Here is a 25,711-nt window from a genome sequence, read left to right as displayed (position 1 = left end):
TCTGAGTAATAATATAATTATTCATATTTTTAGATATTAGATGAGCTAGTAGTAAACAATCTCTTAGATTTCTTTAGCGAAGCTTTCTTCAGCTGAGCGTAGAAATATTAAGGATTGTTTATGTAACTAGCGGATTTTTTGTTCGGAGAATTATAGTTATGGATCAAATGGGATTTTTTGAAGTTTTTCCCAATATGAATGCAGAAAATGACTTGGAAACTGCCCTTAGTGATGCTACAGTCACTAAGGTCAGCACAGGTCGTTCAAAAGATGATATTCGTATATACGTTACTTTCAATACATTGATTCCAAAACGTCGCATCTGGCATTTGGAAAAGTCTATTAAAAAACAATTCTTTCCAGGTAATGGAGTTTCTATTCGCATTTTGGAGGACTTTGATTTATCAAGTCAGTACACTCCTGAAAATTTAATTAATTCTTACAACGACAGTATTTTAGAAGAGCTTGAAGATAGAAGTGCTCTTCTTTTTAACATATATAAAAAAGCTGATGTAGAGATTACAGATGATGGTAAGCTAAAGGTTACTATTGAAGACACTGTAATTGGAAGAGAGAAGGAAAATGAGCTTTATGATCTTTTGCACAGTATCATTTGCAGAAGATGTCATTTAAATGTTTCTATTGTTTTTGATTATAAAGAACCAGTAAAGAGTAAATATTTAGAGAATGCTAAGCTTGAGATTGAAAACAGAATAAAGGCTATTAATTCAAGAAATGTTTCTTCTGAGGAAGCTACAACAGATAATTCAGATGCTACAAGCGAAAAGAAGTCTGACAAGACTACAGCTAAGGAAGAGGAGCCTGAAAAGAAGTTTATCAAACCTCTTACCAAATCTGACGACCCGGATATTATCATGGGTAACGAGATACTTGAAAATGCTACACCTATGGAGGATATAAACGGCGAGTTACTTGGGCCAATTGTTATTAGAGGTCAGCTTTCAGCTCTTGAGTTTAGAGAGACAAAGAAGGGCGGCTATTTTGGTACAGGTTCAATGACAGATTTTACAGATTCTATTTCTGTTAAATTCTTCTTCTCTGATGCAGATCAGGGGCGTGAATTTGAAAGTGCTCTTAAGAATGGCGGCTTTTACAAGATATCAGGTAAGTTGGATGAAGATATTTACTCTAAAGAACTAACCGTTGGAAGAATAAATAGTGTTCAGAAGATTAAGGACTTCAGAGTTGTTAGAACTGACACCGCTGTTGAAAAGCGTGTAGAGCTTCATTGCCATACAAAGATGTCCGACTTTGATGGTGTATCAGAAATCACCACAATAATTAGCCGTGCCAAGGAATGGGGCCACAAGGCTCTTGCTATTACAGACCATGGTGTAGTTCAGGCTTTCTGTGATGCTGATCATATGAAAGGTCTTGGCGATTTCAAGGTAATATATGGTTGTGAGATTTATCTTGTTGATGATACAAAGCGTCCTGTAACTAATGGCAAAGGGCAGTCATTGCACGATGAATATGTAGTATTTGATATTGAAACAACTGGTTTTAACCCTAAAAGTTGTAAGATTATCGAAATCGGTGCCGTTAAATTTAAGGATGGTCAGATTATTGACAGATTTTCTGAGTTTGTTAATCCTGAAATTCCTATTCCATACAAGATTACAGAGCTTACCTCTATAACTGACGAAATGGTTATTGATGCGCCTACAATTGATGTTATCTTGCCTAAGTTTATGGATTTTTGTCAGGGGACAGTGCTTGTTGCCCATAATGCTGGTTTCGATACAAGCTTTATCAGATACAATTGTAAAAAGCTTGGCTTAGATTATGATTACACTCATGTTGATACTGTTGAGGTGGCTCGTTATCTTCATCCAAATAATGCTCGATTTAATCTAGATGCCGTTTGTAAATTGGAAAATGTGGTTAATGAACATCATCATAGAGCAGTTGCAGATGCAGAGGTAACAGCTAAGATTTTTGAAAAGTTTATCACTAAACTAGAAGCTGAAAATATACATGATTTAACAGAGCTTAATATAAAGGCTAAGCCAACACCTGAACAAATAAAAAAGATGAAATCTCATCATTGTATTGTTCTTGCTAAAAATGATTTGGGACGAATCAATTTATATAGACTTGTTTCTGAATCCCACCTTTATTATTTTTCTCGTAATCCTAAGGTACCAAAGTCTCTTCTTATGGAGTGCCGTGAAGGTCTGATTATTGGTTCGGCTTGTGAAGCAGGTGAGTTGTATGATGCAATCGTGGATGATAGAGATGATTCTGAAATTGCTCGTATTGCTAATTTCTATGATTACCTTGAAATTCAGCCTGTTGGTAACAACGAATTCATGATTCGTTCTGATAAGCCTAGATATGACAGATTTAATTCTATTAAAGATTTACAGGAAGTAAACAAGCAAATTGTTGCCCTTGGAGAGGAATTCCATAAGCCTGTTGTTGCAACCTGCGATGTTCATTTTCTTGATCCTGAGGATGAGGTTTATCGTCGTATCATCATGGCAAACAAAGGCTTTGACGATGCTGACCAACAGGCACCACTGTATCTACATTCTACTGATGAAATGTTAGATGAGTTTGCTTATCTTGGATTAGCAAAGGCTCACGAAGTAGTTATTGAAAATACAAATAAAATAGCAGATATGTGTGAGTACATTCATCCGGTACGTCCAGATAAATGTCCTCCTGTTATTGAAAATTCAGAGGAAGATTTACGACGAATTTGTGAGACAAAGGCTCATGAGGTATATGGACCAGAGCTTCCTGAGATAGTTGCGGCACGCTTGGAGCGAGAGCTTAATTCTATCATTGGTAATGGTTACTCCGTAATGTACATTATCGCTCAGAAGCTGGTTTGGAAATCTAACGAGGATGGTTACCTGGTTGGTTCACGTGGTTCTGTAGGTTCTTCCTTTGCAGCCACAATGGCTGGTATCACAGAGGTTAATCCACTGCCTCCACACTATAGATGTCCGAATTGTTTCTATGTGGATTTTGACGGCCCTGAGGTTCAGGAAATTGTTAATATGGGTCTTTCCGGAGTAGATATGCCGGATAAGGTTTGTCCTAAATGTGGTCAACCTCTTGTAAAAGATGGCTTTGATATTCCCTTTGAGACCTTCCTTGGATTTAAGGGAGATAAGGAGCCTGATATCGATCTTAACTTCTCCAATGAGTATCAGTCAAAGGCTCATAAATACACAGAGGTTATTTTCGGTGAAGGTCAAACCTTCAAGGCGGGAACCGTTTCCACCTTGGCGGATAAGAACGCTGTAGGTTATGTTCTTAAATATTTTGAAAAGCGAGATGTTAGAAAGCGTCGTGCGGAAAATGAGCGTATTGCAAAGGGCGTTGAAGGTGTTAAATCTACAACAGGACAGCATCCTGGTGGTGTAGTCGTTCTTCCTAATGGAGAGGATATTTATTCCTTTACGCCGGTTCAGCATCCTGCTAATAAAGATACAGATATTGTTACCACACATTTCGATTACCATAAAATTGATGCTAACTTGCTTAAGCTTGATATCCTTGGTCACTTGGATCCTACAATGATTCGTCGTTTGGAGGATTTAACTGGAATTGATGCAACTCAGATTCCACTTGATGATAAGGATGTTATGTCCTTGTTCCAAAGCACAAAGGCGCTTGGAATTACACCAGATGATATTATGGGTACACCACTTGGTACCCTTGGTATTCCTGAGTTCGGTACCGATTTTGCTATGCAGATGCTTGTTGAGGCTAAGCCTCAGTACTTTACAGATTTGGTTCGTATTGCTGGACTTGCTCATGGTACCGACGTATGGCTTGGAAATGCTCAAGATCTTATCTTAAATGGCGTTGCAACAATCACAGAGGCTATTTGTACCCGTGATGATATTATGGTTTACCTTATTCATATGGGACTTGATCCTGCTGAATCCTTTACAATTATGGAGCGTGTTCGTAAGGGTATAGTTGCTAAGGGCAAGTGTGATGAATGGCCAACCTACAAACAACATATGCAGGAGCATGGTGTCCCTGATTGGTACATTGGTTCTTGTGAGAAAATTAAATATATGTTCCCTAAGGCCCATGCTGCAGCTTATGTAATGATGGCTTGGCGAGTTGCCTATTGTAAGATTAATTATCCTCTTGCCTATTATGCGGCTTTCTTCTCTATTAGAGCAGGTGGCTTTGATTATGAAAAGTGTTGTCAGGGTAAAGCTAGAGCTGAACAGGAGATTAAAAACCTTAAGGCTTTGCCAAATCCATCGGCTACAGACAAGGATGCATTAATCGCTCTTAGACTTGTTCAGGAAATGTATGCACGTGGTTTTGAATTTTTACCTATGGACCTATACCAATCTGACTCAAGATACTTTAAAATAGTAGATGGGAAGCTTTTACCTCCATTTAATGTTATATCAGGAATGGGAGATAAGGCGGCAGAACAATTACAGATTGCTGCTGCACAGGGTAAATTCCTTTCACTTGACGATATAAAAGATAGAGGTAAGGTTTCACAGACAATAATAGACAAAATGGTAGAGCTAGACATAATTAAAGATTTACCACAGTCTAACCAGCTTTCGTTATCCGATTTTTTCAGTTTCTAATACCTAATAGGAGGGCAGAAGAATGAAGATAGTTAGAAGAGTTTTAATTGTTGTAGCTTTTGTAGCTTTTGTTGGTGGTGCGGGATATTATAAATACATTAATACTGTCACTCACTTCAACGAAACCAATGTAAACGGTAATACAATTGGAAATCTTTATGGCAATGGTCTGTTTTGCGAGATTGATGGTGTGGTTTATTTTGCTAATCCCAATGATTATCATCGAATTTACAGCATGAATCCTGATGAAACAAACGTGCAAATTGTTGCCAATGACAGTGTTTATTTTATAAATGCTGATCCTTACTATCTTTATTACTGTAGACAAGCCAATAGAGATAACTCACAGTTTGGTTTCTTAAATGTAAACCTTAACAGTCTTTGTCGTATGACCAGAAAAAATAAAAAGGTAATGATATTAGATGATGCTGATAGTACTACCTGTGCATTAGCTGGTAATACCATACTTTATCAACGACATGATGAGACTGCTGGTATATCTCTTTATTCCGTGAAGATAGATGGTACAGAGGGCCAGGAGGTAAATAAAAGCGCTATTGACCCTCGTTGCCTCGTTGGAGATAAGCTGTATTTTGCTGGTGTTGTTGGAGATCATAATCTTCACACTCTAAATATAGTTAGTAAGGATATTGGCTTTGCCTCTAACGAAAATCTTTGGATGCCTACTATAGTTGGTTCAGATGTTTATTTTATGGATTTAGACCATAAAGAGAGAGTATATAAAATGCCTCTAGGCGGTGGTGAAAAGGTAGGAATTACTACCTATGGCACCTCAGGCTATAATATAGATGGCAATTACCTTTATTATCAGAGTATAAAGGGCAATCCTGATGGTTTATATCGCGTTGATTTAACCACTGGAAGTGAAGTTCTTTTAGCTGAAGGTGAATTTAACAGTATTAATGTAACCAGTAGATACGTATATTTTGCAGATTATTTTTCAGGCTCTACCTTCCATGTACTAAAAGGAAGTGACCAGGTAGGAATTTTCAATCCTCCAATACAATCATTAGACGAATAATTACTAGATAGGAGTAGCATGAGAGACTTAAAAGACATTCGAGTTGAAATTGACAAGGTAGATAAGGAGATTCTTGGATTATTTACAAAAAGAATGGAGCTTGCTTGTCAGGTGGCAGAATACAAAATAGCAACTGGCAAGTGTGTGTATGATAAGGCTAGAGAGGATGAAAAGTTAGAAAAGCTTGCCTCATATGTTGATGATGGTTTTTCCAGTCAAGCTGTAAAAGAACTTTACACACAGATAATGTCTATAAGTCGAAAAAAACAGTTTTCTATTCTAAGAGAAAATGGTATTTCTTTTAATTCAGACTTTAGAGAAGTTGATCAATTTGACTTTAGTGAAGCAACAGTATGTTTCCAGGGTGTTCAGGGAGCGTATTCACAGCTTGCTATGGATGCCTTCTTTGGGGACGAAATGAAGGATAGCTTTTATGTGGAGCTTTGGCGTGATGCTATGGAGGCTATAAATTCTGGAAAAGCGGATTATGCAGTACTTCCAATTGAAAATAGCTTGGCTGGTTCCATTGAAGAAAACTTTGATTTACTGTCTGAATATAATGTTGCCATAATTGGAGAACAAATTTTAAAGATTGATCATGCTCTTTTAGGAGTTAAGGGAGCTAAGATCTCAGATATAAAAACAGTTTATTCTCATCCTAAGGCAATCGCTCAGTGTGAAGAATATATCCGCACAAAGCATATTGATTGGGACGTGAAAAATCTAAGAAACACTGCCATGAGTGCCCAGAAGATAAGAGATGATGCTGATATCACTCAGGCTGCTATTGGAAGCAAGTACAATGCAACTCTTTATGATTTAGATATTCTTGAGGAATCAATTCAGGATGATAAAAACAACGAAACTCGTTTTGTGATTGTTTCTAAGGAGAAAAAATATAGAAAAGATGCAGATAAGATTAGCCTATGTCTTGAAATAGCTCATCAGCCAGGTAGTCTTTATAGGATACTATCTAATCTGATGTTTAATGGAATCAATATGAATAGAATTGAATCAAGACCAATTAAGGGGGTTAATTGGCAATATAGATTCTTTATTGATATTGATGGAAATTTAAAGGATGAAGCAGTTCAAAACGCGTTGACTGGTTTAAAGGAAGAATGTGTTAGCCTTAGAGTTTTAGGCAATTACTAGTTAAAAAGGGGTTAGTATGAAAATTATTGCCAGTATATATGTGGGTTCTTACGAAACTACCATGAAGGTCTTTGAGGTAGGCAAACAAAAGAAAATTAAAAATATCGAAACAATAAAAGCTCCTTCAGATATTATAAAGGATATATTAAATACAGGCAGTATTATGCCTGAAACCACGGATAAGCTTTGTAGAGTTTTAAATGATATGAAGAGAACAATGGAAGGCTATAAGGTTGATAGTTTTTCCATTGCCGCTGGTCCTAATATTCGCCAGGCAGACAATGCACTTATTGTCTTAGAGCAGATTAAACAGCGTACAGATTTTTCTATTGAAGTACTTTCAAATTCTGAACAACGCTTTTTAGGCTATGAAGCTGTGGCTTCTATAGATGATTTTGAAGAGCTTATAGGTGAGTCAGCAGTTCTTGTTGATATTGGTGGCGTTTCGCTACAACTTACCCTATTTTCTAAAGGAAAAATTATAACAACTCAACATCTGTCTTTGGGAACTGTTTCTGTCAGTGAAAGTATTCGTAAGCTTGGAACTGGCGCAACATCTATGGAACAGATTTATGAGATGATGTACAAGGAACTTGAGGTTTTCAAAACTATGTTCCTTAGAGATATTGAGCCTAAGTACATGATTTTGCTAGGGGTTCATGTTAGTTCTATTGCTGAGAAAATTGCATCCTTTTCAAGTAGAAGGGTTAAGGTAGAGGACTATCTTGAATTTTTGAATAAGATTGATAGACAGTTTATAAAGAATTTTCAAAAGGAAAATGACCTTTATTTGGATAATGATTATCTATTAGAGCCTGTGGTTATGCTATATAAAACTATGGCTGAAACCCTTAGTCCTAAAACTGTTGTAGCTCCAGGTGTTTCTATATGTGAAGGTATGGCATTTAATCATTGCTACAATAAAAAATGGCTACAGGCAAGGCACGATTTTGATAATGATATTATTACAGCTGCTTGGTCTATTGCCAAACGTTATGATAGCTATCAACCACATTTAAAGGCACTGTTTAGACTGTCTTCTGAGGTTTTTGACGCCATGAAGAAATATCATGGTATGACTAAACGTCACAGGGTTCTAATGCAATGTATAGCAATACTTCACGACTGCGGAAAATATATTTCATTAGCAGACGCGTCACGTTGTTCTTATACAATTATTATGACTTCAGAAATACTTGGTCTTAGTCATAAGGAAAGAGAAATAATTGCTACAACAGTTGAATTTAATAGGAATCCTGTTGAGCCTTATGAAAATCTTTCAGATAGATTTAGCGTTGAAGAGTATCTTTTGATATTAAAGCTCTTGGCAATTCTTAAGGTTGCCAATGCTCTGGATCGTTCTCACAAACAAAAGATAAAGAATGTTTCTATGAGAGTAAAGGATAGAGAGCTTTTGATAACCATTGAAGCCAATAGTTCATTGGCTCTAGAAAAGGGTTTGTTTAAGAAAAATGCGGATTTCTTCGAACAGATTTTTTCTATTAAGCCTGTTCTTAAAGAAAATTCCAAGTTTTAGGAGGCACTATGGCACAGATTAATATTTCAGATTCAAAATATTATGATAATCGTGAGCTTAGTTGGCTTAAATTCGAACGACGAGTACTAAATGAAGCTCTTGTTAAGGATTTGCCAATTTTGGAACGTATTAAGTTTGTGGCCATTACCTCATCAAACTTAGATGAGTTTTTTATGGTTAGAGTGGCATCGTTGAAGGATATGGAGCACGCAGGCTACACCAAACCTGATATTGCTGGTATGACTCCTACGGAACAGCTCATCGCTATCAATGAAAAGACAAGAGAATTGGTGGATTTTCAATATAATACCTTTAATAAATCCCTGACCCCTATTTTACGAGAGTCTGGAATTATTGTTTATGAAAAATATGAGGATTTGAATGAAGAACAGCTTAAGTTTATAGATTCTTTCTTTATGAGCCAGGTTTATCCAGTTTTAACACCTATGGCTTTTGATGCATCTAGACCGTTTCCGCTTATAAGAAATAAGTCTTTAAATATTGCTGCTCTTATTGAAAAAAAGACAGACACAGTTGGTGTTGGTACGAAGAATGAAAGTGAAGATGTGGAATTTGCCACTGTTCAGGTTCCTTCAGTGTTACCTAGATTTGTGTCGTTGCCTTCTGATTCAAAAGATCATGATTGCTTTATTCTTCTTGAGCAGATTATAGAGCGCAATATGAATAAGCTGTTTTTAAATTATAATGTTGTTGCAGCATCTCCTTATCGTATTATGAGAAATGCAGATTTTTCTATTGATGAAGAAGGTGCAGAGGATTTGCTTCTAGAAATAGAAAAACAAATTAAATCTCGACAGTGGGGCGAGGTTATTCGCCTTGAAGTAGAGTCGACCATTAATAAAAAACTACTTGCTATTCTGAAAAAGAATCTTGGGGTTAATGAGATTGATATATATAAAATAAAAGGACCAATTGATTTAACGTATTTGATGAAGCTTTATGGTATAGAGGGACACGAACAGCTTCGTAGTCCTAAGTTTATCCCACAGGACAATCCAAGACTTCGCCCAGGCGAAAAGATTTTTGATGAGATAAAGAAAGGTGACATTCTTTTACATCATCCATATCAGACTTTTGATCCCGTTGTTGATTTTATAGCCCAGGCTGCTTTTGATCCACAGGTTCTTGCTATAAAACAAACGCTTTATCGAGTAAGCGGCAATTCTCCAATTATTGCAAGTCTTGCCCATGCTGCAGAAAATGGTAAGCAGGTAACCGTTCTTGTAGAGCTGAAAGCCAGATTTGATGAGGAAAATAACATTATTTGGGCGAAAAAGCTTGAAAAGGCAGGCTGTCACGTTATATATGGCCTTGTAGGTTTAAAAACTCACTGTAAGATTTCTCTTGTTGTTAGAAGAGAAGATGATGGTATTAGACGATATGTTCATCTTGGAACTGGTAACTACAATGACTCCACAGCAAAGCTATATACTGATTGTGGAATGCTTACATGTCGTGAATCTTACGGCGAAGATGCAACAGCTGTTTTTAACATGCTTTCAGGTTACTCAGAGCCTCCAAGCTGGAACAAGCTGGTGTGCGCACCTCTTTGGTTGAGAGATACTTTTACCAGCCTTATTGATAGGGAAATAAGGCATGCGTCAGAGGGGAAGGATGCAGTTATCATTGCAAAGATGAATTCCTTATGTGACAAAGGTATTATTGAAAAGCTTTATGAAGCCAGCAATGCCGGAGTAAAGATATACCTAATAATCAGAGGAATATGTTGCCTTCGTGTTGGAATTCCAGGAGTAAGCGAAAATATACATGTTTCCTCCATTGTTGGTACCTATCTTGAACATGCCCGTATTTTCTACTTTTACAATAATGGTAGAGAAGATATTTATATGGGCAGCGCTGATTGGATGCCTCGAAATCTTGACAGAAGAGTCGAAATTATTTTCCCTGTTGAGGATGAGCTTATAAAGTCCCAGGTTAAACATATTTTAGATGTTCAATTGGGAGATACTTTAAAGTCTTATGAGATGACAGATGATGGAAGCTATGTTAGAATAAAGGCTTCGAGAGGGAAAAAGCCTGTGGGAGCACAGGATACCTTCTGTAAGGAAGCTAAGAAAAATAATGAGCCGGAAATAGATTTTTTAAAGAAAAGAACCTTTATCCCTATTCTGGCTAACGAGGTAATTGATGAGCAGTAAGATTTTAGCCGTTGATATGGACGGTACACTTTTTGATGATGACAAGAATATTTCAAAGGAGAATTTAGAAGCTATTACAAAACTGCTTGATGCAGGCCATGTATTTGCATTTGATACGGGAAGACCTAATAACGCTCTTAAAAAGATTTTATCAATATATGATGAGTTTAAACGTGATAATGTATATATGTTAGGTTATCAAGGTGTAGTTGGTACAAGTATGCTTAGTGATGACGTCTTGTTTGGAGATTACATCGATATTGATAATGCCCTTGAGCTTGTTCAGGCTATTTTAAATAAAGGATTTACTTGTATTGTTTTTGATAATGGTTGTATTTATACCTTTAATGACAATCATTTTGTTGAAAGCTATAAACAGGTTTCTAGAGAAAAGCTTATATATATAACAGATATTGATGAGCTTAAAGATAAACATATTACAAAGATTATGGCTGTAGATTATGATCATCCAGAAAATCTTCAGGCATTTAAGGACGATACAGCTGATATCTTTGATGACAGATTCGAAAGTTTCTTTTCACATTATGCGTTCCTGGAGTTTGTTAAAAGAGGAACAGGGAAGGGTGATGGAATCAAGAAACTTGCTGAGTATCTTAACATTCCTCTTACTAATGTAGTTGCCTGTGGTGATGAGAGAAACGATATTAGTATGGTTGATATTGCAGGTGTTGGTGTTGCGATGTCAAATGGAAGAGAAGAGCTTAAAGAAGTTGCAGATTATGTCACTGAAAAGGACAACAATAATTCTGGTATAGCAGAGGTAATTTACAAATTTTTTCTTTAATATTAAATAAAGTGTTGACTATATACGGTTTGTATGTTAAATTACCTATGTTGTGAAAACAAAGTAGAGTATCCACTCTCACCTTAGCACTTTATTAATAGTGACTCGGGTCTTATATTTCACACAAACCTTGTTTGTGATGATTTATGGTGGATATTCTGTATCCACTATTTTTTTTATTTATTGGAGGTAGTACCATTAGCGATTTAATGATTAATGAGCAGATTCGTGACAAAGAAGTTCGTGTAATTGGCTCAGATGGGGAACAGCTTGGCATTATGTCAGCGAGAGAAGCACAGAAACTTGCAGACGACGAGGGCTTAGATCTCGTTAAGATTTCACCAAAGGCTAATCCACCAGTGTGCAAAATAGTAGACTACGGTAAATTCCGCTATGAGCAGGCACGCAGGGAAAAAGAGGCCAAGAAAAAGCAGCACGTTGTTGAGGTTAAAGAGATTCGTATGTCTCCAAACATCGATGCTAATGATATGAATACTAAGATAAATGCAGCTAAGAAGTTTATCTCAAAGGGTGATAAGGTAAAGGTTACACTTCGCTTTAGAGGCCGTGAGATGGCACATATGCAGTCCTCAAAGCATATTCTTGATGATTTTGCTGAGGCGCTTGCTGAGGTTGCAGTAGTGGAAAAGGCACCAAAGATTGAAGGCCGTAGTATGAGTCTGGTGCTTACAGAAAAGAAATCGTAATACAGGAGGAAATTTATCATGCCAAAGATGAAGACAAGAAGAGCAGCTGCAAAGCGCTTTAAGGTAACAGGAACAGGAAAGCTTAAGAGAAATAAGGCATACAAGAGCCACATCTTAACCAAGAAGACTACAAAGAGAAAGAGAAATCTTCGTCAGTCTGCAATCGTTGATGCAACAAACGTAAAGAACATGAAGAAAGTACTTCCATATCTCTAAGATTTGGTTGTTATTAGTTATTTATTTGGTTAGGAGGAATTTAAAATGGCAAGAGTTAAAGGCGGATTAAACGCTAAGAAAAGACATAATAGAACATTAAAGTTAGCAAAGGGTTACAGAGGCGCTAGAAGCAAGCAGTATCGTGTTGCAAAGCAGTCAGTTATGCGTGCCCTTACATCTTCATATGCTGGTAGAAAGCAGAAGAAGAGACAGTTCAGACAGCTTTGGATCGCTCGTATCAATGCTGCAGCTCGTATCAATGGACTTTCATATTCTAAGTTCATGTACGGTCTTAAGCTTGCAGGTGTTGAGATGAACAGAAAGATGCTTGCTGAGATGGCAGTTAACGATGCAGAAGGATTTGCAAAGCTCGTTGACGTTGCTAAGGAAAAGGTAGCAGCCTAGTTCGGAAAATATAAAGGTCTAGTGTTATTGCACTAGATCTTTTTTTGTTTATCTTCTACAAGTTTATACACAATTACTCACTATTATGTACAAAATAACTCTTTATTATATTTGTGATTTCTGTTATCCTTTAATCTAGTTTCCATAATAAAATAATTGTTAGATATTCATAAGGAGGATTTGTTATGGCAATTTTGGTTACAGGTGGTGCTGGTTTTATTGGTAGCCACACATGTGTAGAATTACTTGATGCAGGATATGACGTAGTAGTTTACGATAACCTTTCTAATGCTTCTGAAAAGTCTCTTGAGAGAGTAGAAGCTCTTACAGGAAAGAAGGTTAAGTTTTATAAGGGAGATATCTTAGACAGAGCAAGACTCAATGAAGTATTTGCAAATGAAAAGCTTGATTCTTGTATTCACTTTGCTGGTCTTAAGGCAGTTGGTGAGTCAGTTCAGAAGCCATGGGAATACTATGAGAACAATATTGCAGGTACCCTTACACTTGTTGATGTTATGAGACAGAACGGATGTAAGAACATTATCTTCTCATCATCAGCAACAGTTTACGGCGACCCAGCTGAGATTCCTATTACAGAAAACTGTCCTAAGGGAACATGTACAAACCCATATGGTTGGACAAAGTCTATGCTTGAGCAGATTCTTTCAGATATGCAGAAGGCTGATCCAGAGTGGAATGTAGTGCTTCTTCGTTATTTCAATCCTATTGGAGCTCATCCATCAGGAACAATGGGAGAGAATCCTAACGGTATTCCAAACAACCTTATGCCTTACATTACACAGGTTGCTGTAGGTAAGCTTCCAGAGCTTGGTGTATTTGGTAATGATTATGATACTCCAGATGGTACTGGTGTACGTGATTACATCCATGTTGTCGATCTTGCAAAGGGTCATGTAAAGGCTCTTAAGAAGATTGAGGAGAATGCTGGTCTTAAGATTTATAACCTTGGTACAGGCGTTGGTTACTCAGTTCTTGATATTGTGAAGAACTTTGAGGAAGCTAACGATATTAAGATTCCTTATTCTATTAAGCCTCGTCGTGCAGGTGATATTGCTACATGTTACTCAGATGCTACAAAGGCTAAGGAAGAACTTGGCTGGACAGCAGAGTATGGCATCAAAGAGATGTGTGCTGATTCTTGGAGATGGCAGAAGAACAATCCTAATGGATACGAAGACTAATTTTAATATATGATGCCTCTAGTTACGCTCTCAAACCTTAGTATTACTCCGCTCAATGTAGAATATTTCGCTTGAGTAATACTAAGAGTTTGATAGCTACTAGAGGCTATTATAATTTTAATAAATAATTTTATAAATTTACTTGACTTATAAAGTTATACATAGTATTATAAACATCGTCGCAAGTGCGATACGAATATGGTTCCTTGGTCAAGCGGTTAAGACGTCGCCCTCTCACGGCGAAAACAGCGGTTCGATTCCGCTAGGAACTGCTAAAAAGCCTTCTGATTTATTCAGAAGGCTTTTATTTTTTATATGTTATTCAGTTCAAATTTTCTCGTGTATTCATTAGGAAGAGATTTTTTAATTTTTGAAGTTGTTATAGCTCTTAAAATATCAGAGGACCTAATATCGTATTTGTCAATTATCTCAGTAGGTTCTGTAATAATAGGAGCCTTGCCTCTTTTTTTCATGTCCCCTAATATTGATTTACCATTCTTACTAAAACCTAGCATACGGATATAGTTTATGTAACCTTTTTCTTTTGATGCTTTAAATTCTTGGTTTTTGATACCAAGTAGGATGTGACATAGTACGCGACTTATCCTAGAGTATTCGAAGTTTTTTGCCTTTAGCACTTGGCAAAATTGTGTAAAGCTTTCATATTCATTTAGCTTGTTTTTAATTCGCTCGGAAAGATCTTCAGTACAATCTAAGTATTGCTGGAAGCTATCAACTGTCAGTAATTTGTAGTGGAGAATTTCGGAAACGTCGTTACAGTCTAAGAAGATTCCTGAATTGTATATATTAATAGTTTCTTCTGGAACTGCTTCTATAGTGCCTGATAGTTTATAATGCTCTCGGATAGCTGAGGCAGAACTAAGTTCACCTGACAAGCTTAGGTCATTGTACTCATTACCTTGGCGCTTCATTACAGCTATTTCCATATTAATATTATTTGCATATATATATCTGCAATATTCTACGCCTAGAATATTGTTTGGCGATGAAATGATTTCTTCAGATAAGAAAGTTTTTAAAGCTTTAGCCCTTGCAGTAGCATAGCTAATTCCGTTGGTGACTAGAGTGTTTATCTCATTATTTATTTTTCCGGAATTTTCCAATTCTAGAAGCTTTTTACTTTCCTCTATGAAGAGGTTTTTATCATTGCACTCGGCTGAAAATAGGAGAGTATCCACAATACCAGTGTTAGCTAAAAGCTGAACGCCTGCCGATGCGAATTCTCTAGCTGATGATGTGGCGAAAATCGTAGGAATTTCAAGAATGATATCGGCACCACAACTGAGGGCTGCATGGGCTCTGGTATATTTGTCAAAACAAGCAAGCTCTCCGCGCTGGGTAAAGCTGCCGGACATTGCCACTACAATTTGTGAAGCTCCCAAAACATTTTTTGCGTAATCTAATTGTAGCTTGTGGCCGTTATGAAATGGATTATATTCTGCAACTATTCCTACAACCATTTATGTTCCTCCGAAAATACTTTTATTCACTTATTATACATTAAAATGTGGTTGAGATGACAAATTTAAGTGTTATAATTAAATGGTTGTTTGAAACAATTATTAAAGAAAGATTTTATATAATATCAAGAAAGGAATATTTTAGTATGAAGATTCTAGTTATTAATTGTGGTAGTTCATCTCTTAAGTATCAGGTTATTGATTCAGAGAGCGAGCAGGTTCTTTGCAAGGGCCTTTGCGAGAGAATTGGTATCGATGGACGTATCGTATATCAGAAGGAAGGCCTTGATAAGGAAATTACTGACATTGCAATGCCTACACACAAGGAGGCTGTTGCTGCTGTAATCAATGCTATTACAAATGATAAGACAGGCGCTATTGCATCACTTGATGAAATCGATGCTGTAGGTCACAGAGTCGTTCATGGTGGCGAGAAGTTTGCTGCTTCAGCACTCATTACAGATGAGATGATTAAGGTTGTAGAGGAGTGTAACGATCTTGCTCCACTTCATAACCCAGCAAACATTATTGGTATTAATGCATGTCGAGAACTTATGCCAGGTAAGCCACAGGTAGGTGTGTTCGATACAGCTTTCCATCAGACAATGCCTAAGGAAGCTTATATGTACGCAGTTCCTTATAAATATTATGAGCAGTATGGTGTTCGTCGTTATGGTTTCCATGGCACATCACACAGCTATGTATCAAAGCGTGTATGCGAGTTCGCAGGAGCTGATATTAACAACTCAAAGATTATTGTTTGCCATATTGGTAACGGTGCATCTTGTTGTGCAGTTATGAATGGTAAGTCTGTAGATACTTCAATGGGTCTTTCTCCACTTGAGGGTCTTGTTATGGGTACACGTTCAGGTGATATTGATCCTTCAGCTGTTGAGTACATGGCAAAGAAAGATGGCCTTGATTTCGCAGGTGTTATGAATGTTCTTAATAAGGAGTCAGGTGTACTTGGTGTTTCAGGTGTTTCTTCTGATTTCCGCGACCTTCTTGCTGCTTCAGCAGAGGGCAATGACAGAGCTCAGCTTGCTATGGATATGCTTGCATACCGCGTAGCTAAATATATTGGTGCTTATGCAGCTGCTATGAACGGTGTTGATATGATTTGCTTCACAGCTGGTCTTGGAGAGAACAACGCAGGCCTTCGTCAGGCTGTATGTGATCATCTTGGATTTATGGGCGTTGAAATCGATGCTTCTAGAAATGATGGACCAAGCGAAGACAAGCTTATTTCATCTGATGCCTCTAAGGTTAAGGTATTCGTTATTCCTACAAACGAAGAGGTTATGATTGCTAGAGATACAGCAGAAATTGTTTCTGGTAAATAATCTATTAAAATTTTAAGAAAATGTTTGACAACTATATTTTTGCTATGTATAATTGACAAAGTGTGGATAGGAGATATTTATGAAGATTTCTATTAAAGATATTACTTCATTAGCTGATCAAAGTAAGAAGTTTACTGGAGTATGTGATATACAAGAGTTTTCTTATCTTGGCAGTGAGTTTTCTATCAATCACGTAGAGCCATTTGATGTAGTTTTATCTATGATTGGTTCAGGCAAGCTACATATCACATTTTCTACTGAGGCTGAGGTTTCAGGTGCATGTGATAGATGTTTAGCTCCTGTATCCTTCGTTGTTCCTGTTTCTGTTGACGAAACTGTTGAGGTTTCTGAGGGGCAGGTGGTTTCAGACGAAGAGGAAGGTCCTTACTCCTTTGTTGATGGTGAGGATATCGACGTAGATGAACTTATTTTAAACGAGATCTTAGTGAATTTCCCGGCAAAGATATTGTGCCAGGATGACTGTAAGGGTATTTGCCCAGTCTGTGGCAAGAATCGAAACACTGAGTCTTGTGATTGTGACGATACAGTCTTAGATCCTAGAATGGCACAATTTTTAGATGTCTTTAATAGCTTTAAGGAGGTGAAATAGCATGTCTATTTGTCCAAAGAACAAATCTTCTAAGGGAAGAAGAGATAAAAGAAGAGCAAATTGGAAGATGAGCAATCCAACACTCGTTAAGTGCAGCAAGTGCGGCGAGCTTATGGTTCCTCACAGAGTTTGCAAGAACTGCGGATCTTACAACAAGAAAGAGATCATTACAGTTGAGTAATTAATAAGCCTCTCGGGTTTTCCGAGAGGTTTTTTTCTTGAAAAGAATAAATGATTTTTTATAATAATTACCATCCTTATAGAAGATTGTATTTATTGAAATATTACCCCATATAAAGTATACTTTTAAAAGTATGAAAGAATGAGACTATCATAATCTTATTCTGCAGAAAGGGAATAATATGAGTGAATTAACAGTAGTAGCTCTTGATGCTATGGGAGGGGATAATGCTCCTTCAGAAATGATTCAAGGCGCAGTTGATGCAGTTAATCTTAACAAGCAAGTTAAAGTTATTCTTGTAGGAAAAGAGGAGGTTGTTAAAAATGAACTTAAAGCCTACTCTTATCCTGAAGACAGAATTGAAATAAAAAATGCTTCTGAAGTTATTGAAACAGCTGAGCATCCTGTTATGGCTATAAAAAAGAAAAAGGATTCTTCTATGGTCGTAGGTCTTCATTTAGTTAAAGAAGGCCAGGCTGATGCATTTGTTTCAGCAGGAAATTCTGGAGCACTTCTTGTGGGTGGTTTAGGAATTGTTGGTCGTATTAGAGGTATAGAGAGAGCACCATTTGGCGCTATAATCCCTACAAAGACTGGCGTTTGTCTTTTGGCTGACTCAGGTGCTAATGTTGATTGCAGAAGCAGTCATCTTGTTCAGTTTGCCAAGATGGGAAGCATTTATATGGAACAGGCTCTTGGAATTAAAAATCCTAGGGTTGCAATTGTTAATAATGGTGCTGAAGAAGAGAAAGGTAATGCCCTTGTAAAAGAGACTATGCCTTTACTTAAAGAGTGTAAGGATATTAACTTTATTGGTGGTATTGAAGCAAGAGAGATTCCTGCTGGTGCTGCTGATGTTATTGTTTGTGATGGCTTTGTTGGAAATGCATTGCTTAAATTATATGAAGGTGTTGCTACTACCTTAATCAGTGTTATTAAGGGTGGTCTTATGAGCACACTTCGCTCGAAGATTGGTGCAGCACTTGCACTTCCTGCATTAAAAACTACACTTAAATCTTTTGATGCAACACAATATGGTGGAGCACCATTACTTGGTTTAAATGGTCTTGTTGTAAAGACTCATGGTAGTGCCAAGGCTGGAGAGGTTAAGAACACTATTTTCCAGTGTATAACCTTTAAACAGCAAAGAATTAACGAGCTTATAAGAGACAATATTGTTATAGAAAAAAATAAGGAGGATTAAAACATGGAATTCGAGTTATTAAAGGAGATTATTGCTGATGTACTTAATGTAGATACAGCTGAAATCAAGGAAACTACAACATTTGTAGATGATCTTGGAGCTGATTCTCTTGATGTATTTCAGATTATCATGGGTGTTGAGGAGAAGCTTAACATCGAAGTTGATACAGATGCTGCTGAGAAGCTTTCAACAGTTGGCGACGCTGTAGAGCTCATCAAGAAAACAGTTGCTGAAAAATAATCATGATACTGCTGGTGTCCAGCTATGCTGGACACCATTTTAAACTCATTAAGGCTATAATTAGTTCTTAATCACCGAAATGAAATGGAGATAAATTTTGAAGGATTTAAAAGAATTTCAAAAGACCATCGGATACGAGTTTAGAGACGAAAGCTTATTACGTCAGGCGCTTACACACAGTTCATATGCAAATGAACATCACATGAAAAAGCTCTCAGATAATGAGAGATTAGAGTTTCTTGGTGATGCTGTGCTTGAAATAGTTTCGAGTGAGTTTTTGTATCTAAATTATACCGACTTAAACGAAGGTAAATTATCAAGACTTAGAGCAAGTATTGTTTGTGAACCAACACTTGCCTATATCTGTAAGGAGATTAATCTCGGAGATTATGTTCTTCTTTCTAAAGGAGAAGATATGACAGGTGGACGTACTAGAAAGTCTATTTTGTCTGATGCATTTGAAGCTACTATAGGTGCCATATTCTTAGATGGCGGTATGGAGCCTGCTTCTGCCTATATTCACCGCTTTGTTTTAAATGATATTGAGCATAAACAGCTCTTTTATGATAGTAAGACTAGACTACAGGAAGTTGTTCAGGGAAATTTCAAAGAAGCACTTTCTTATGAGTTGATGGGTGAGTCCGGTCCTGATCATGCAAAGCAATTTGAGGTTCGTGCTATGGTTGGAAATCGAGTGCTTGGTACAGGTGTTGGAAGCACAAAGAAGGCGGCAGAACAAGAAGCAGCCTACGAAGCCCTCATGCGTCTCCACAAGGAGGACTCTATTAAAATTATTTAAATCGTCGTATTTAAAATCAGCCTGTAGTTGACAATCTATTATATTTCTAAAGCGAAGCATTCTACGCTGAGCGTAGAAATCATAATGATTGTCAGCGTAACAGGCGTGGATTATAGATGGACTGGGGAGTAGAGAAAAGTTTAGGGAGAAATATATGTATTTAAAAAGTATAGAGGTCTACGGATTCAAGTCTTTTGCAAAGAAGATGAAATTCGAATTTCATAATGGAATCACAGGCATTGTTGGTCCAAACGGTTCTGGTAAGAGTAACGTTGCTGATGCCGTTAGATGGGTACTTGGTGAGCAGTCAGCTAAGCAGCTTCGAGGCGCTTCCATGCAGGATATTATTTTCGCTGGAACAGAGACCAGAAGCCCTCTTTCTTATGCTTATGTTGCCCTTACAATGGATAACAGCGACCATGTGTTACCAATTGATTATGAAGAGGTTACAATTGCTCGTCGCGTATATCGTTCAGGTGAGAGCGAGTATCTTTTGAATGGTGCACCATGTCGATTAAAGGATGTTTCTGAGCTCTTTTATGATACTGGTGTCGGTAAAGAAGGCTATTCAATCATTGGACAGGGTCAGATTGAAAAAATTCTTTCAGGAAAGCCGGAAGATAGAAGAGAGCTTTTCGATGAAGCTGTAGGTATTGTTAAATACAAAAAGCGTAAAGCAGCTTCTGTTAAGAAGCTTGAAAGCGAGCGAGAGAATTTAGTTCGTGTTAATGATATTCTTTCTGAACAAGAACGTCGTATTGGGCCACTTGAAAAGCAATCGGAAGATGCTAAGAGATATTTAAAGCTCAAAGAAGATTTGAAGAAAATCGATGTTAACGCCTTCTTACTTGAGGTGGATAGACTTTCTGGCAACTTAGAGGAAGTAGAAAAGAATTCTAAAATCGCTGCTGAGCAGTTAGAAGCAAGTAAGAATGCTCAGGAAGAAATTAGAGTTAAGTACGATTCTCTTGAGCAGGAAATCACAGAGTTAGATGAAAAAATTGAAAGCTTAAAGCAGGAACAGTCAGACTCTACTTTGCTTAAAGGTAAGCTTGAAAATGAAATCGCTCTTCTTGAAGAGCAGATTCGTTCAGCAAACGCGTCAGAAGAGGTTCAGGCAAGTCGTGTTGCTGAAATCGAGGCAGATAAGGCTGAAAAAGAAAAGCAGCTTGCAGATTTTTCAGCAGAAAAGGCTACCTTGGACAAGACTTTAGAGGATGCTATTGCAAGACTTAATTCTGTAAAGACAAATTATAATGAGTTACAGTCTGCAATCAATTCAAACAACGAAAAGATTGATGCAAATAATAAGGCTATTATGGAGCTTCTTAGTAATAGAGCTTCTATTAAGTCAAAAGAGCAGCGTCTTGAAACGATGTTAGAGCAAACCAATATCCGTAAGGCAAAGCTTACACAACGCCTCCTAGAAAGAAAAACTAGAGAGGAAGATTTGGATGTAGCAGTTTCTCTTGCTGAGGATGAATTTAAGCAGGCTCAGGAAAATCTTTTACAGCTTCAGGATAAAGATAAAGAATTTGCTGAGAAAGCTCTTGATTGGAAGAAGAAAAGCAAAGAAACATCTGATGCTTTACAAAGTAAAAAGGATGAATTCGCTCGTGTTCAGACAAGACTTGAGTCTATAAAGAATATTGCAGAACGTTACGAGGGATATGGTAATTCAACTCGTAAAGTAATGGAGCAAAAGGGAAAGATTGCCGGAATCGAAGGTGTAGTATCAGACCTCATTCATGTTGAGAAAAAATATGAAATGGCAATTGAGACAGCCCTTGGCGGTAACATTCAAAATATTGTTACTGCAGATGAAGCCTGCGCTAAAAAACTTATTGGTTTCTTAAAGGAAAACAAGCTTGGTAGAGCAACCTTCCTTCCACTTACATCTGTTGATGGTAGAGGAAACTTTAAAAAGCAGGAGGTTCTTAAAGAAAAGGGCGTTTTAGGACTTGCTTCTGAACTTGTTTCTTGTGATAGCAAATTTGACGGTGTTGTAGCTTATTTGCTTGGTCGAGTTGTTGTTACCGATACAATCGATTCGGCTATTTCCTTAGCAAAGAAGAACAATTACAGTATCCATATTGTTACAGTTGATGGAGAATACTTGGCTCCAGGTGGTTCTATGACTGGTGGTCATTTCAAGAACAAGTCTAATCTTCTTGGTCGAAATCGTGAGATTGAAGAACTTGAAGCTAAGCTTGATGTTCTTTCTGAAGAAATGGACAAGCTTAAAGCTCACTTTGATGAGATTGATACTGCTGCTGCATTGTTAGAATCAGATAGAGAAGAAAACACAGCTAAGCTCAATGAAGCAGCTATTGCTTTAAATACAGCAAAGCTTGGTCTTGATAGAGCAAACGAGCAGAAGAAAGAAAGCTTAACTGCCTATGAAGGTCTTTCGAAGGAAAGTGAAGAGCTTGAAGCACAGTTAACAGAAATTGCTGCTGGAAAGAAAGAAATTGATTTCGAAAAGCAGGAATCTGAGACCAAAGAGGCAGAGCTCAAAGCTGAAATCCAGAAGCTTTCTGATGAGGTGGATGAGAAGACTTATATGGAGACATCAGTTAATAGAACTATGTCAGAAGTCTTAAACGAGGAAGCTTATGCTAGAAGTAATGTTGATTTCGTTCGTCAGAACATCGAACGTGTTACTTCAGAAATTGATAAATGCAATAATGATATTGCAACAATTAAAGAGAATGCATTATCTACAAAAGAAGAAACTGAAGCAAAGAAGAATCGTATCGAGGAAATAAAAAATACAATTTCTGCATCTGATACTTCCTTTGGAAAGCTTGAGGCAGATATAAAAGAGACTATTGCTAAACGTGACGAGTTAAATAGTTCTCACAAGAATTTCTTCGAACAGCGTCAGGAAATTTCAGATAGAATTACTGAGTTGGATAAGGAATGCTATCGTTTAGATTCGCAAAAAGAAAAGATAAACGATGCAATCGCATATCAGAATAATTACATGTGGAATGAGTACGAACTCACATACCATAATGCTGAAGACCTTAAAGATCCAGAATTTAATGATTTGGATCAGATGAAAAAGGATGCAAACAAAATCAAAAATGCTATTAAGTCAATGGGAAATGTTAATGTTAATGCTATTGAAGAGTTCAAGGAACTATCTGAGCGTTACAATTTCCTTAAGGGACAGCATGATGATTTGGTGGAAGCAGAAGCATCGCTTGTTCGTATTATTGAGGAACTTGATGAGGGAATGCGTAAGCAATTTGAGGCAGGTTTCAAGGATATTCAGCGTGAGTTTGATAAAGCCTTCAAAGAATTGTTTGGCGGTGGTCATGGTTCCCTTGCCCTTGTAGATGAAGAGGATTTATTAGAGACAGGTATTATTATTAATGCCCAGCCACCTGGAAAGAAGCTCATCAATATGATGCAGATGTCCGGTGGTGAGAAATCACTTACAGCTATAGCACTTTTATTTGCAATTCAAAATCTTAAGCCTTCTCCATTCTGTCTTTTAGATGAGATTGAAGCGGCTCTTGATGATGCAAACGTTGATAGATTTGCTAATTACTTGCATAAGCTTACCAAGAATACTCAGTTTATTGTCATTACCCACCGTCGTGGTACTATGAATGCTGCAGATAGACTTTTTGGTATTACCATGCAGGAAAAGGGTGTTTCAGCCCTTGTATCAGTTAACCTTATTGAATCGCAATTGGATGATTAGAAATGGCAGAAAAGATAAGCTTTTGGAAACGTCTTGTAAATGGACTTACAAAGACTAGAGACAATTTTATTAAATCCATGGATTATGTTTTCAATGGATTTACAAATATAGATGAGGACTTCTATGAAGAACTTGAAGAAGTCCTTATCATGGGTGATATTGGTGTTCGAACAACCGAGACAATCCTTGATGATTTAAGGGATGCAGTTAAAAAAGAACACATTAAAGAACCTACAGAATGTAAAGAGTTTTTGATTAACGAAATTAAACAACAGATGGCACTGGATGAAACCAGCTTTGATTTTGAGAAAAAGACCTCTGTTGTACTTGTTATTGGTGTAAATGGTGTTGGCAAGACCACCACCATTGGCAAATTGGCTGGAAAGCTTAAAGCTAATGGTAAGAAGGTAATGGTTGCCGGTGCTGATACCTTCAGAGCTGCTGCCTCTGAACAGCTTAAGGAATGGGCTGAAAGAGCATCAGTGGATTTCGTTGGAGGGCCAGAAGGGTCTGATCCAGCAGCCGTGGTTTTTGATGCGGTACATGCAGCAAAAGCACGTGGCATAGATGTTCTCCTGGTTGATACAGCAGGGCGTCTTCACAATAAGAAAAATCTTATGAATGAGCTTTCTAAGATTAACAACACTATCTCAAAGGAATTCCCAGAGGCCTACAGGGAGACACTTATTGTTCTTGATGGAACAACAGGACAAAATGCTCTTGTTCAGGCTAAGGAATTTTCTGAGGTTACAGATATTTCTGGTATTGTTCTCACAAAACTTGATGGAACAGCAAAAGGAGGTATTGCAATTGCAATACAATCTGAGTTAAAATTGCCAGTAAAATACATTGGTGTTGGAGAAACAATAGACGACTTAGAAAAGTTCAACGCAGACGATTTTGTGAATGCTTTGTTCTACGCTGAAAATTAATAGTCGTAGAGGGAGAAAAGACATGTTAACTTTGGACAAATTTGAAGAAGCCTCTAGAATTGTTACAGAGGTCACACACGAGACGAAACTAGTTTACAGCGATTATTTCAGCGAGAAATCAGGTAATGATGTTTATCTTAAGCCTGAAAACATGCAGCTTACTGGTGCTTATAAGCTCAGAGGTGCCTATTATAAAATTAGCACACTCACTGATGACGAAAGAGCAAAAGGATTGATTACAGCTTCAGCTGGAAATCACGCCCAGGGTGTTGCTTATGCAGCTGCAAAATATGGAGTAAAGGCTACAATCGTTATGCCAACAACAACTCCGCTTATTAAAGTTAATCGTACAAAGAGTTATGGAGCTGATGTCGTTCTTTATGGCGATGTATACGATGAGGCATGTGAACATGCGTATAAACTTGCTGATGAGCACGGCTATACTTTTATTCATCCTTTTGATGATTTAGCTGTTGCAACAGGTCAAGGTACAATTGCTATGGAAATCTTCAAGGAGCTTCCTCTTGTAGAATACATTCTTGTTCCAATAGGTGGTGGCGGACTTGCTACCGGTGTATCTACACTTGCAAAGCTTTTAAATCCAAAGATTAAAGTTATAGGTGTTGAACCAAGTGGTGCAGCTTCACTTAAAGCATCCTTTGAAAAAGGTGAGGTTACAACCTTAGGTTCTGTTAATACAATTGCAGATGGTACCGCAGTTAAGACACCAGGTACCAATATTTTCCCATATCTTCAGGATAATATTGATGAGATTATCACGGTTGATGATGATGAGCTTATTGTAGCCTTCCTAGATATGGTTGAAAATCACAAGATGATTGTAGAAAATTCAGGACTTCTTACTGTGGCAGCATTGAACCATCTCGATTGCAGAGGCAAGAGAGTAGTATCAGTACTTTCAGGTGGTAACATGGATGTCATTACAATGTCTTCTGTTGTTCAGCAAGGCTTGATTTTTAGAGACAGAATCTTTACAGTTTCCGTACTTCTTCCTGATAAGCCTGGTATGCTTGCTAAGGTTTCACAGGTAATAGCAGATAATCAGGGAAATGTAATCAAGCTAGAGCATAATCAGTTTGTTACTACAAATCGTTCGGCTGCTGTTGAGCTTCGAATTACACTAGAAGCTTTTGGTACAGATCATAAGGGCCAGATTATTAAGGCTCTTGACGAAGGTGGCTACAAGCCAAAGATTGTTAGAACTTCACTTTAGGCTTTCTTTTAAGGGGAAGCTGTCACCGAAGGTGGCTGATGATGTGTAATTATAGGTGTCAAGTATTTGTACTTGACACCTGTTTGTTTATATAGTATATTAGTCTGCGGTGATAAAGGAGA

General features: G+C 37.4%; 20 protein-coding genes and 1 tRNA gene. 20 read left to right on the top strand and 1 reads right to left on the bottom strand.

Translation table 11 applies throughout. The features are described from left to right. Positions 1 to 158: 158 nt before the first annotated feature. The 11 genes from BLR54_RS02610 (at position 159) to BLR54_RS02560 (ending at position 14,122) form a co-directional block, all read left to right on the top strand. Positions 159 to 4,601: a PolC-type DNA polymerase III gene (locus BLR54_RS02610; RefSeq protein ID WP_090416650.1), complete on the top strand. Its 4,443-nt coding sequence runs from the start codon at positions 159 to 161 to the stop codon at positions 4,599 to 4,601. A gap of 22 nt (positions 4,602 to 4,623) precedes the next feature. After that, positions 4,624 to 5,643, top strand: coding sequence for a DUF5050 domain-containing protein (locus BLR54_RS02605; protein WP_090416649.1), 1,020 nt, complete (start codon positions 4,624 to 4,626; stop codon positions 5,641 to 5,643). 18 nt (positions 5,644 to 5,661) lie between these two features. Then, positions 5,662 to 6,798, top strand: coding sequence for a prephenate dehydratase (gene pheA, locus BLR54_RS02600; protein WP_090416648.1), 1,137 nt, complete (start codon positions 5,662 to 5,664; stop codon positions 6,796 to 6,798). A 16-nt stretch (positions 6,799 to 6,814) separates the two neighbouring features. Continuing rightward, on the top strand, positions 6,815 to 8,335 hold the full coding sequence (locus BLR54_RS02595) for a Ppx/GppA phosphatase family protein (RefSeq protein WP_090416647.1): 1,521 nt from the start codon (positions 6,815 to 6,817) through the stop codon (positions 8,333 to 8,335). Positions 8,336 to 8,343: 8 nt separating this feature from the next. After that, entirely contained in the window at positions 8,344 to 10,515 is a 2,172-nt protein-coding gene (locus BLR54_RS02590; RefSeq protein WP_090416646.1) for an RNA degradosome polyphosphate kinase, read from the top strand. Further along, positions 10,505 to 11,320, top strand: a complete 816-nt coding sequence (locus tag BLR54_RS02585; protein WP_090416645.1) for a Cof-type HAD-IIB family hydrolase — start codon at positions 10,505 to 10,507, stop codon at positions 11,318 to 11,320. Before BLR54_RS02590 ends, BLR54_RS02585 begins: the two co-directional genes overlap by 11 nt. 209 nt (positions 11,321 to 11,529) lie before the next feature. After that, positions 11,530 to 12,027, top strand: a complete 498-nt coding sequence (infC, locus tag BLR54_RS02580) for a translation initiation factor IF-3 (protein WP_090416644.1) — start codon at positions 11,530 to 11,532, stop codon at positions 12,025 to 12,027. A gap of 18 nt (positions 12,028 to 12,045) precedes the next feature. Continuing rightward, positions 12,046 to 12,243, top strand: a complete 198-nt coding sequence (gene rpmI / locus BLR54_RS02575; RefSeq protein WP_090416643.1) for a 50S ribosomal protein L35 — start codon at positions 12,046 to 12,048, stop codon at positions 12,241 to 12,243. Positions 12,244 to 12,288: 45 nt separating this feature from the next. Next, positions 12,289 to 12,648: a 50S ribosomal protein L20 gene (rplT, locus tag BLR54_RS02570; RefSeq protein ID WP_090416642.1), complete on the top strand. Its 360-nt coding sequence runs from the start codon at positions 12,289 to 12,291 to the stop codon at positions 12,646 to 12,648. Positions 12,649 to 12,833: 185 nt separating this feature from the next. After that, a complete protein-coding gene (gene galE / locus BLR54_RS02565) occupies positions 12,834 to 13,850 on the top strand; it encodes a UDP-glucose 4-epimerase GalE (protein WP_090416641.1) in 1,017 nt (338 codons plus the stop codon). A 200-nt stretch (positions 13,851 to 14,050) separates the two neighbouring features. Further along, positions 14,051 to 14,122, top strand: a tRNA-Glu gene (locus BLR54_RS02560). A 39-nt stretch (positions 14,123 to 14,161) separates the two neighbouring features. On the opposite strand, the gene BLR54_RS02555 is transcribed toward BLR54_RS02560, so the two are convergent. Beyond that, positions 14,162 to 15,331, bottom strand: a complete 1,170-nt coding sequence (locus BLR54_RS02555; RefSeq protein ID WP_090416640.1) for a tRNA(Met) cytidine acetate ligase — start codon at positions 15,329 to 15,331, stop codon at positions 14,162 to 14,164. Between the two features lie 146 nt (positions 15,332 to 15,477). Here BLR54_RS02555 and BLR54_RS02550 point away from each other — a divergent pair, with 146 nt between their 5' ends. The 9 genes from BLR54_RS02550 to ilvA all read left to right on the top strand — a co-directional run bounded on the left by BLR54_RS02550 (position 15,478) and on the right by ilvA (position 25,589). Then, on the top strand, positions 15,478 to 16,674 hold the full coding sequence (locus tag BLR54_RS02550) for an acetate/propionate family kinase (protein WP_090417289.1): 1,197 nt from the start codon (positions 15,478 to 15,480) through the stop codon (positions 16,672 to 16,674). Positions 16,675 to 16,753: 79 nt separating this feature from the next. Further along, complete coding sequence (locus tag BLR54_RS02545; RefSeq protein ID WP_090416639.1) at positions 16,754 to 17,284, top strand: YceD family protein; 531 nt, start codon at positions 16,754 to 16,756, stop codon at positions 17,282 to 17,284. 1 nt (position 17,285) lies between these two features. Further along, entirely contained in the window at positions 17,286 to 17,465 is a 180-nt protein-coding gene (gene rpmF, locus BLR54_RS02540) for a 50S ribosomal protein L32 (RefSeq protein WP_028246978.1), read from the top strand. A 181-nt stretch (positions 17,466 to 17,646) separates the two neighbouring features. Next, complete coding sequence (gene plsX / locus BLR54_RS02535) at positions 17,647 to 18,669, top strand: phosphate acyltransferase PlsX (protein ID WP_090416638.1); 1,023 nt, start codon at positions 17,647 to 17,649, stop codon at positions 18,667 to 18,669. 3 nt (positions 18,670 to 18,672) lie between these two features. After that, a complete protein-coding gene (gene acpP, locus BLR54_RS02530) occupies positions 18,673 to 18,909 on the top strand; it encodes an acyl carrier protein (protein ID WP_090416637.1) in 237 nt (78 codons plus the stop codon). 94 nt (positions 18,910 to 19,003) lie between these two features. Further along, complete coding sequence (gene rnc, locus BLR54_RS02525) at positions 19,004 to 19,708, top strand: ribonuclease III (protein ID WP_442960226.1); 705 nt, start codon at positions 19,004 to 19,006, stop codon at positions 19,706 to 19,708. A 154-nt stretch (positions 19,709 to 19,862) separates the two neighbouring features. Continuing rightward, complete coding sequence (gene smc, locus BLR54_RS02520; protein ID WP_090416635.1) at positions 19,863 to 23,423, top strand: chromosome segregation protein SMC; 3,561 nt, start codon at positions 19,863 to 19,865, stop codon at positions 23,421 to 23,423. 2 nt (positions 23,424 to 23,425) lie between these two features. Next, positions 23,426 to 24,355 carry a signal recognition particle-docking protein FtsY gene (gene ftsY, locus BLR54_RS02515; protein WP_090416634.1) on the top strand — a complete coding sequence of 310 codons (930 nt, stop codon included), beginning with the start codon at positions 23,426 to 23,428 and terminating at the stop codon, positions 24,353 to 24,355. A 22-nt stretch (positions 24,356 to 24,377) separates the two neighbouring features. Beyond that, positions 24,378 to 25,589, top strand: coding sequence for a threonine ammonia-lyase (gene ilvA / locus BLR54_RS02510; RefSeq protein WP_090416633.1), 1,212 nt, complete (start codon positions 24,378 to 24,380; stop codon positions 25,587 to 25,589). The last annotated feature ends 122 nt before the right edge of the window (positions 25,590 to 25,711 follow it).

The organism is Pseudobutyrivibrio sp. YE44, assembly GCF_900104335.1.
GTDB lineage: Bacteria > Bacillota > Clostridia > Lachnospirales > Lachnospiraceae > Pseudobutyrivibrio.
The sequence above is the reverse complement of the archived record's forward strand: the minus strand, read 5'-3'. Positions and strand labels throughout refer to the sequence as shown.

What these genes read in the sequence shown, in the direction of transcription:
- BLR54_RS02610 (WP_090416650.1), top strand. Translation starts at nt 159, where the DNA reads ATGGATCAAATGGGATTTTTTGAAGTTTTTCCCAATATGAATGCAGAA.
- BLR54_RS02605 (WP_090416649.1), top strand. Translation starts at nt 4,624, where the DNA reads ATGAAGATAGTTAGAAGAGTTTTAATTGTTGTAGCTTTTGTAGCTTTT.
- pheA (WP_090416648.1), top strand. Translation starts at nt 5,662, where the DNA reads ATGAGAGACTTAAAAGACATTCGAGTTGAAATTGACAAGGTAGATAAG.
- BLR54_RS02595 (WP_090416647.1), top strand. Translation starts at nt 6,815, where the DNA reads ATGAAAATTATTGCCAGTATATATGTGGGTTCTTACGAAACTACCATG.
- BLR54_RS02590 (WP_090416646.1), top strand. Translation starts at nt 8,344, where the DNA reads ATGGCACAGATTAATATTTCAGATTCAAAATATTATGATAATCGTGAG.
- BLR54_RS02585 (WP_090416645.1), top strand. Translation starts at nt 10,505, where the DNA reads ATGAGCAGTAAGATTTTAGCCGTTGATATGGACGGTACACTTTTTGAT.
- infC (WP_090416644.1), top strand. Translation starts at nt 11,530, where the DNA reads ATGATTAATGAGCAGATTCGTGACAAAGAAGTTCGTGTAATTGGCTCA.
- rpmI (WP_090416643.1), top strand. Translation starts at nt 12,046, where the DNA reads ATGCCAAAGATGAAGACAAGAAGAGCAGCTGCAAAGCGCTTTAAGGTA.
- rplT (WP_090416642.1), top strand. Translation starts at nt 12,289, where the DNA reads ATGGCAAGAGTTAAAGGCGGATTAAACGCTAAGAAAAGACATAATAGA.
- galE (WP_090416641.1), top strand. Translation starts at nt 12,834, where the DNA reads ATGGCAATTTTGGTTACAGGTGGTGCTGGTTTTATTGGTAGCCACACA.
- BLR54_RS02555 (WP_090416640.1), bottom strand. Translation starts at nt 15,331, where the DNA reads ATGGTTGTAGGAATAGTTGCAGAATATAATCCATTTCATAACGGCCAC.
- BLR54_RS02550 (WP_090417289.1), top strand. Translation starts at nt 15,478, where the DNA reads ATGAAGATTCTAGTTATTAATTGTGGTAGTTCATCTCTTAAGTATCAG.
- BLR54_RS02545 (WP_090416639.1), top strand. Translation starts at nt 16,754, where the DNA reads ATGAAGATTTCTATTAAAGATATTACTTCATTAGCTGATCAAAGTAAG.
- rpmF (WP_028246978.1), top strand. Translation starts at nt 17,286, where the DNA reads ATGTCTATTTGTCCAAAGAACAAATCTTCTAAGGGAAGAAGAGATAAA.
- plsX (WP_090416638.1), top strand. Translation starts at nt 17,647, where the DNA reads ATGAGTGAATTAACAGTAGTAGCTCTTGATGCTATGGGAGGGGATAAT.
- acpP (WP_090416637.1), top strand. Translation starts at nt 18,673, where the DNA reads ATGGAATTCGAGTTATTAAAGGAGATTATTGCTGATGTACTTAATGTA.
- smc (WP_090416635.1), top strand. Translation starts at nt 19,863, where the DNA reads ATGTATTTAAAAAGTATAGAGGTCTACGGATTCAAGTCTTTTGCAAAG.
- ftsY (WP_090416634.1), top strand. Translation starts at nt 23,426, where the DNA reads ATGGCAGAAAAGATAAGCTTTTGGAAACGTCTTGTAAATGGACTTACA.
- ilvA (WP_090416633.1), top strand. Translation starts at nt 24,378, where the DNA reads ATGTTAACTTTGGACAAATTTGAAGAAGCCTCTAGAATTGTTACAGAG.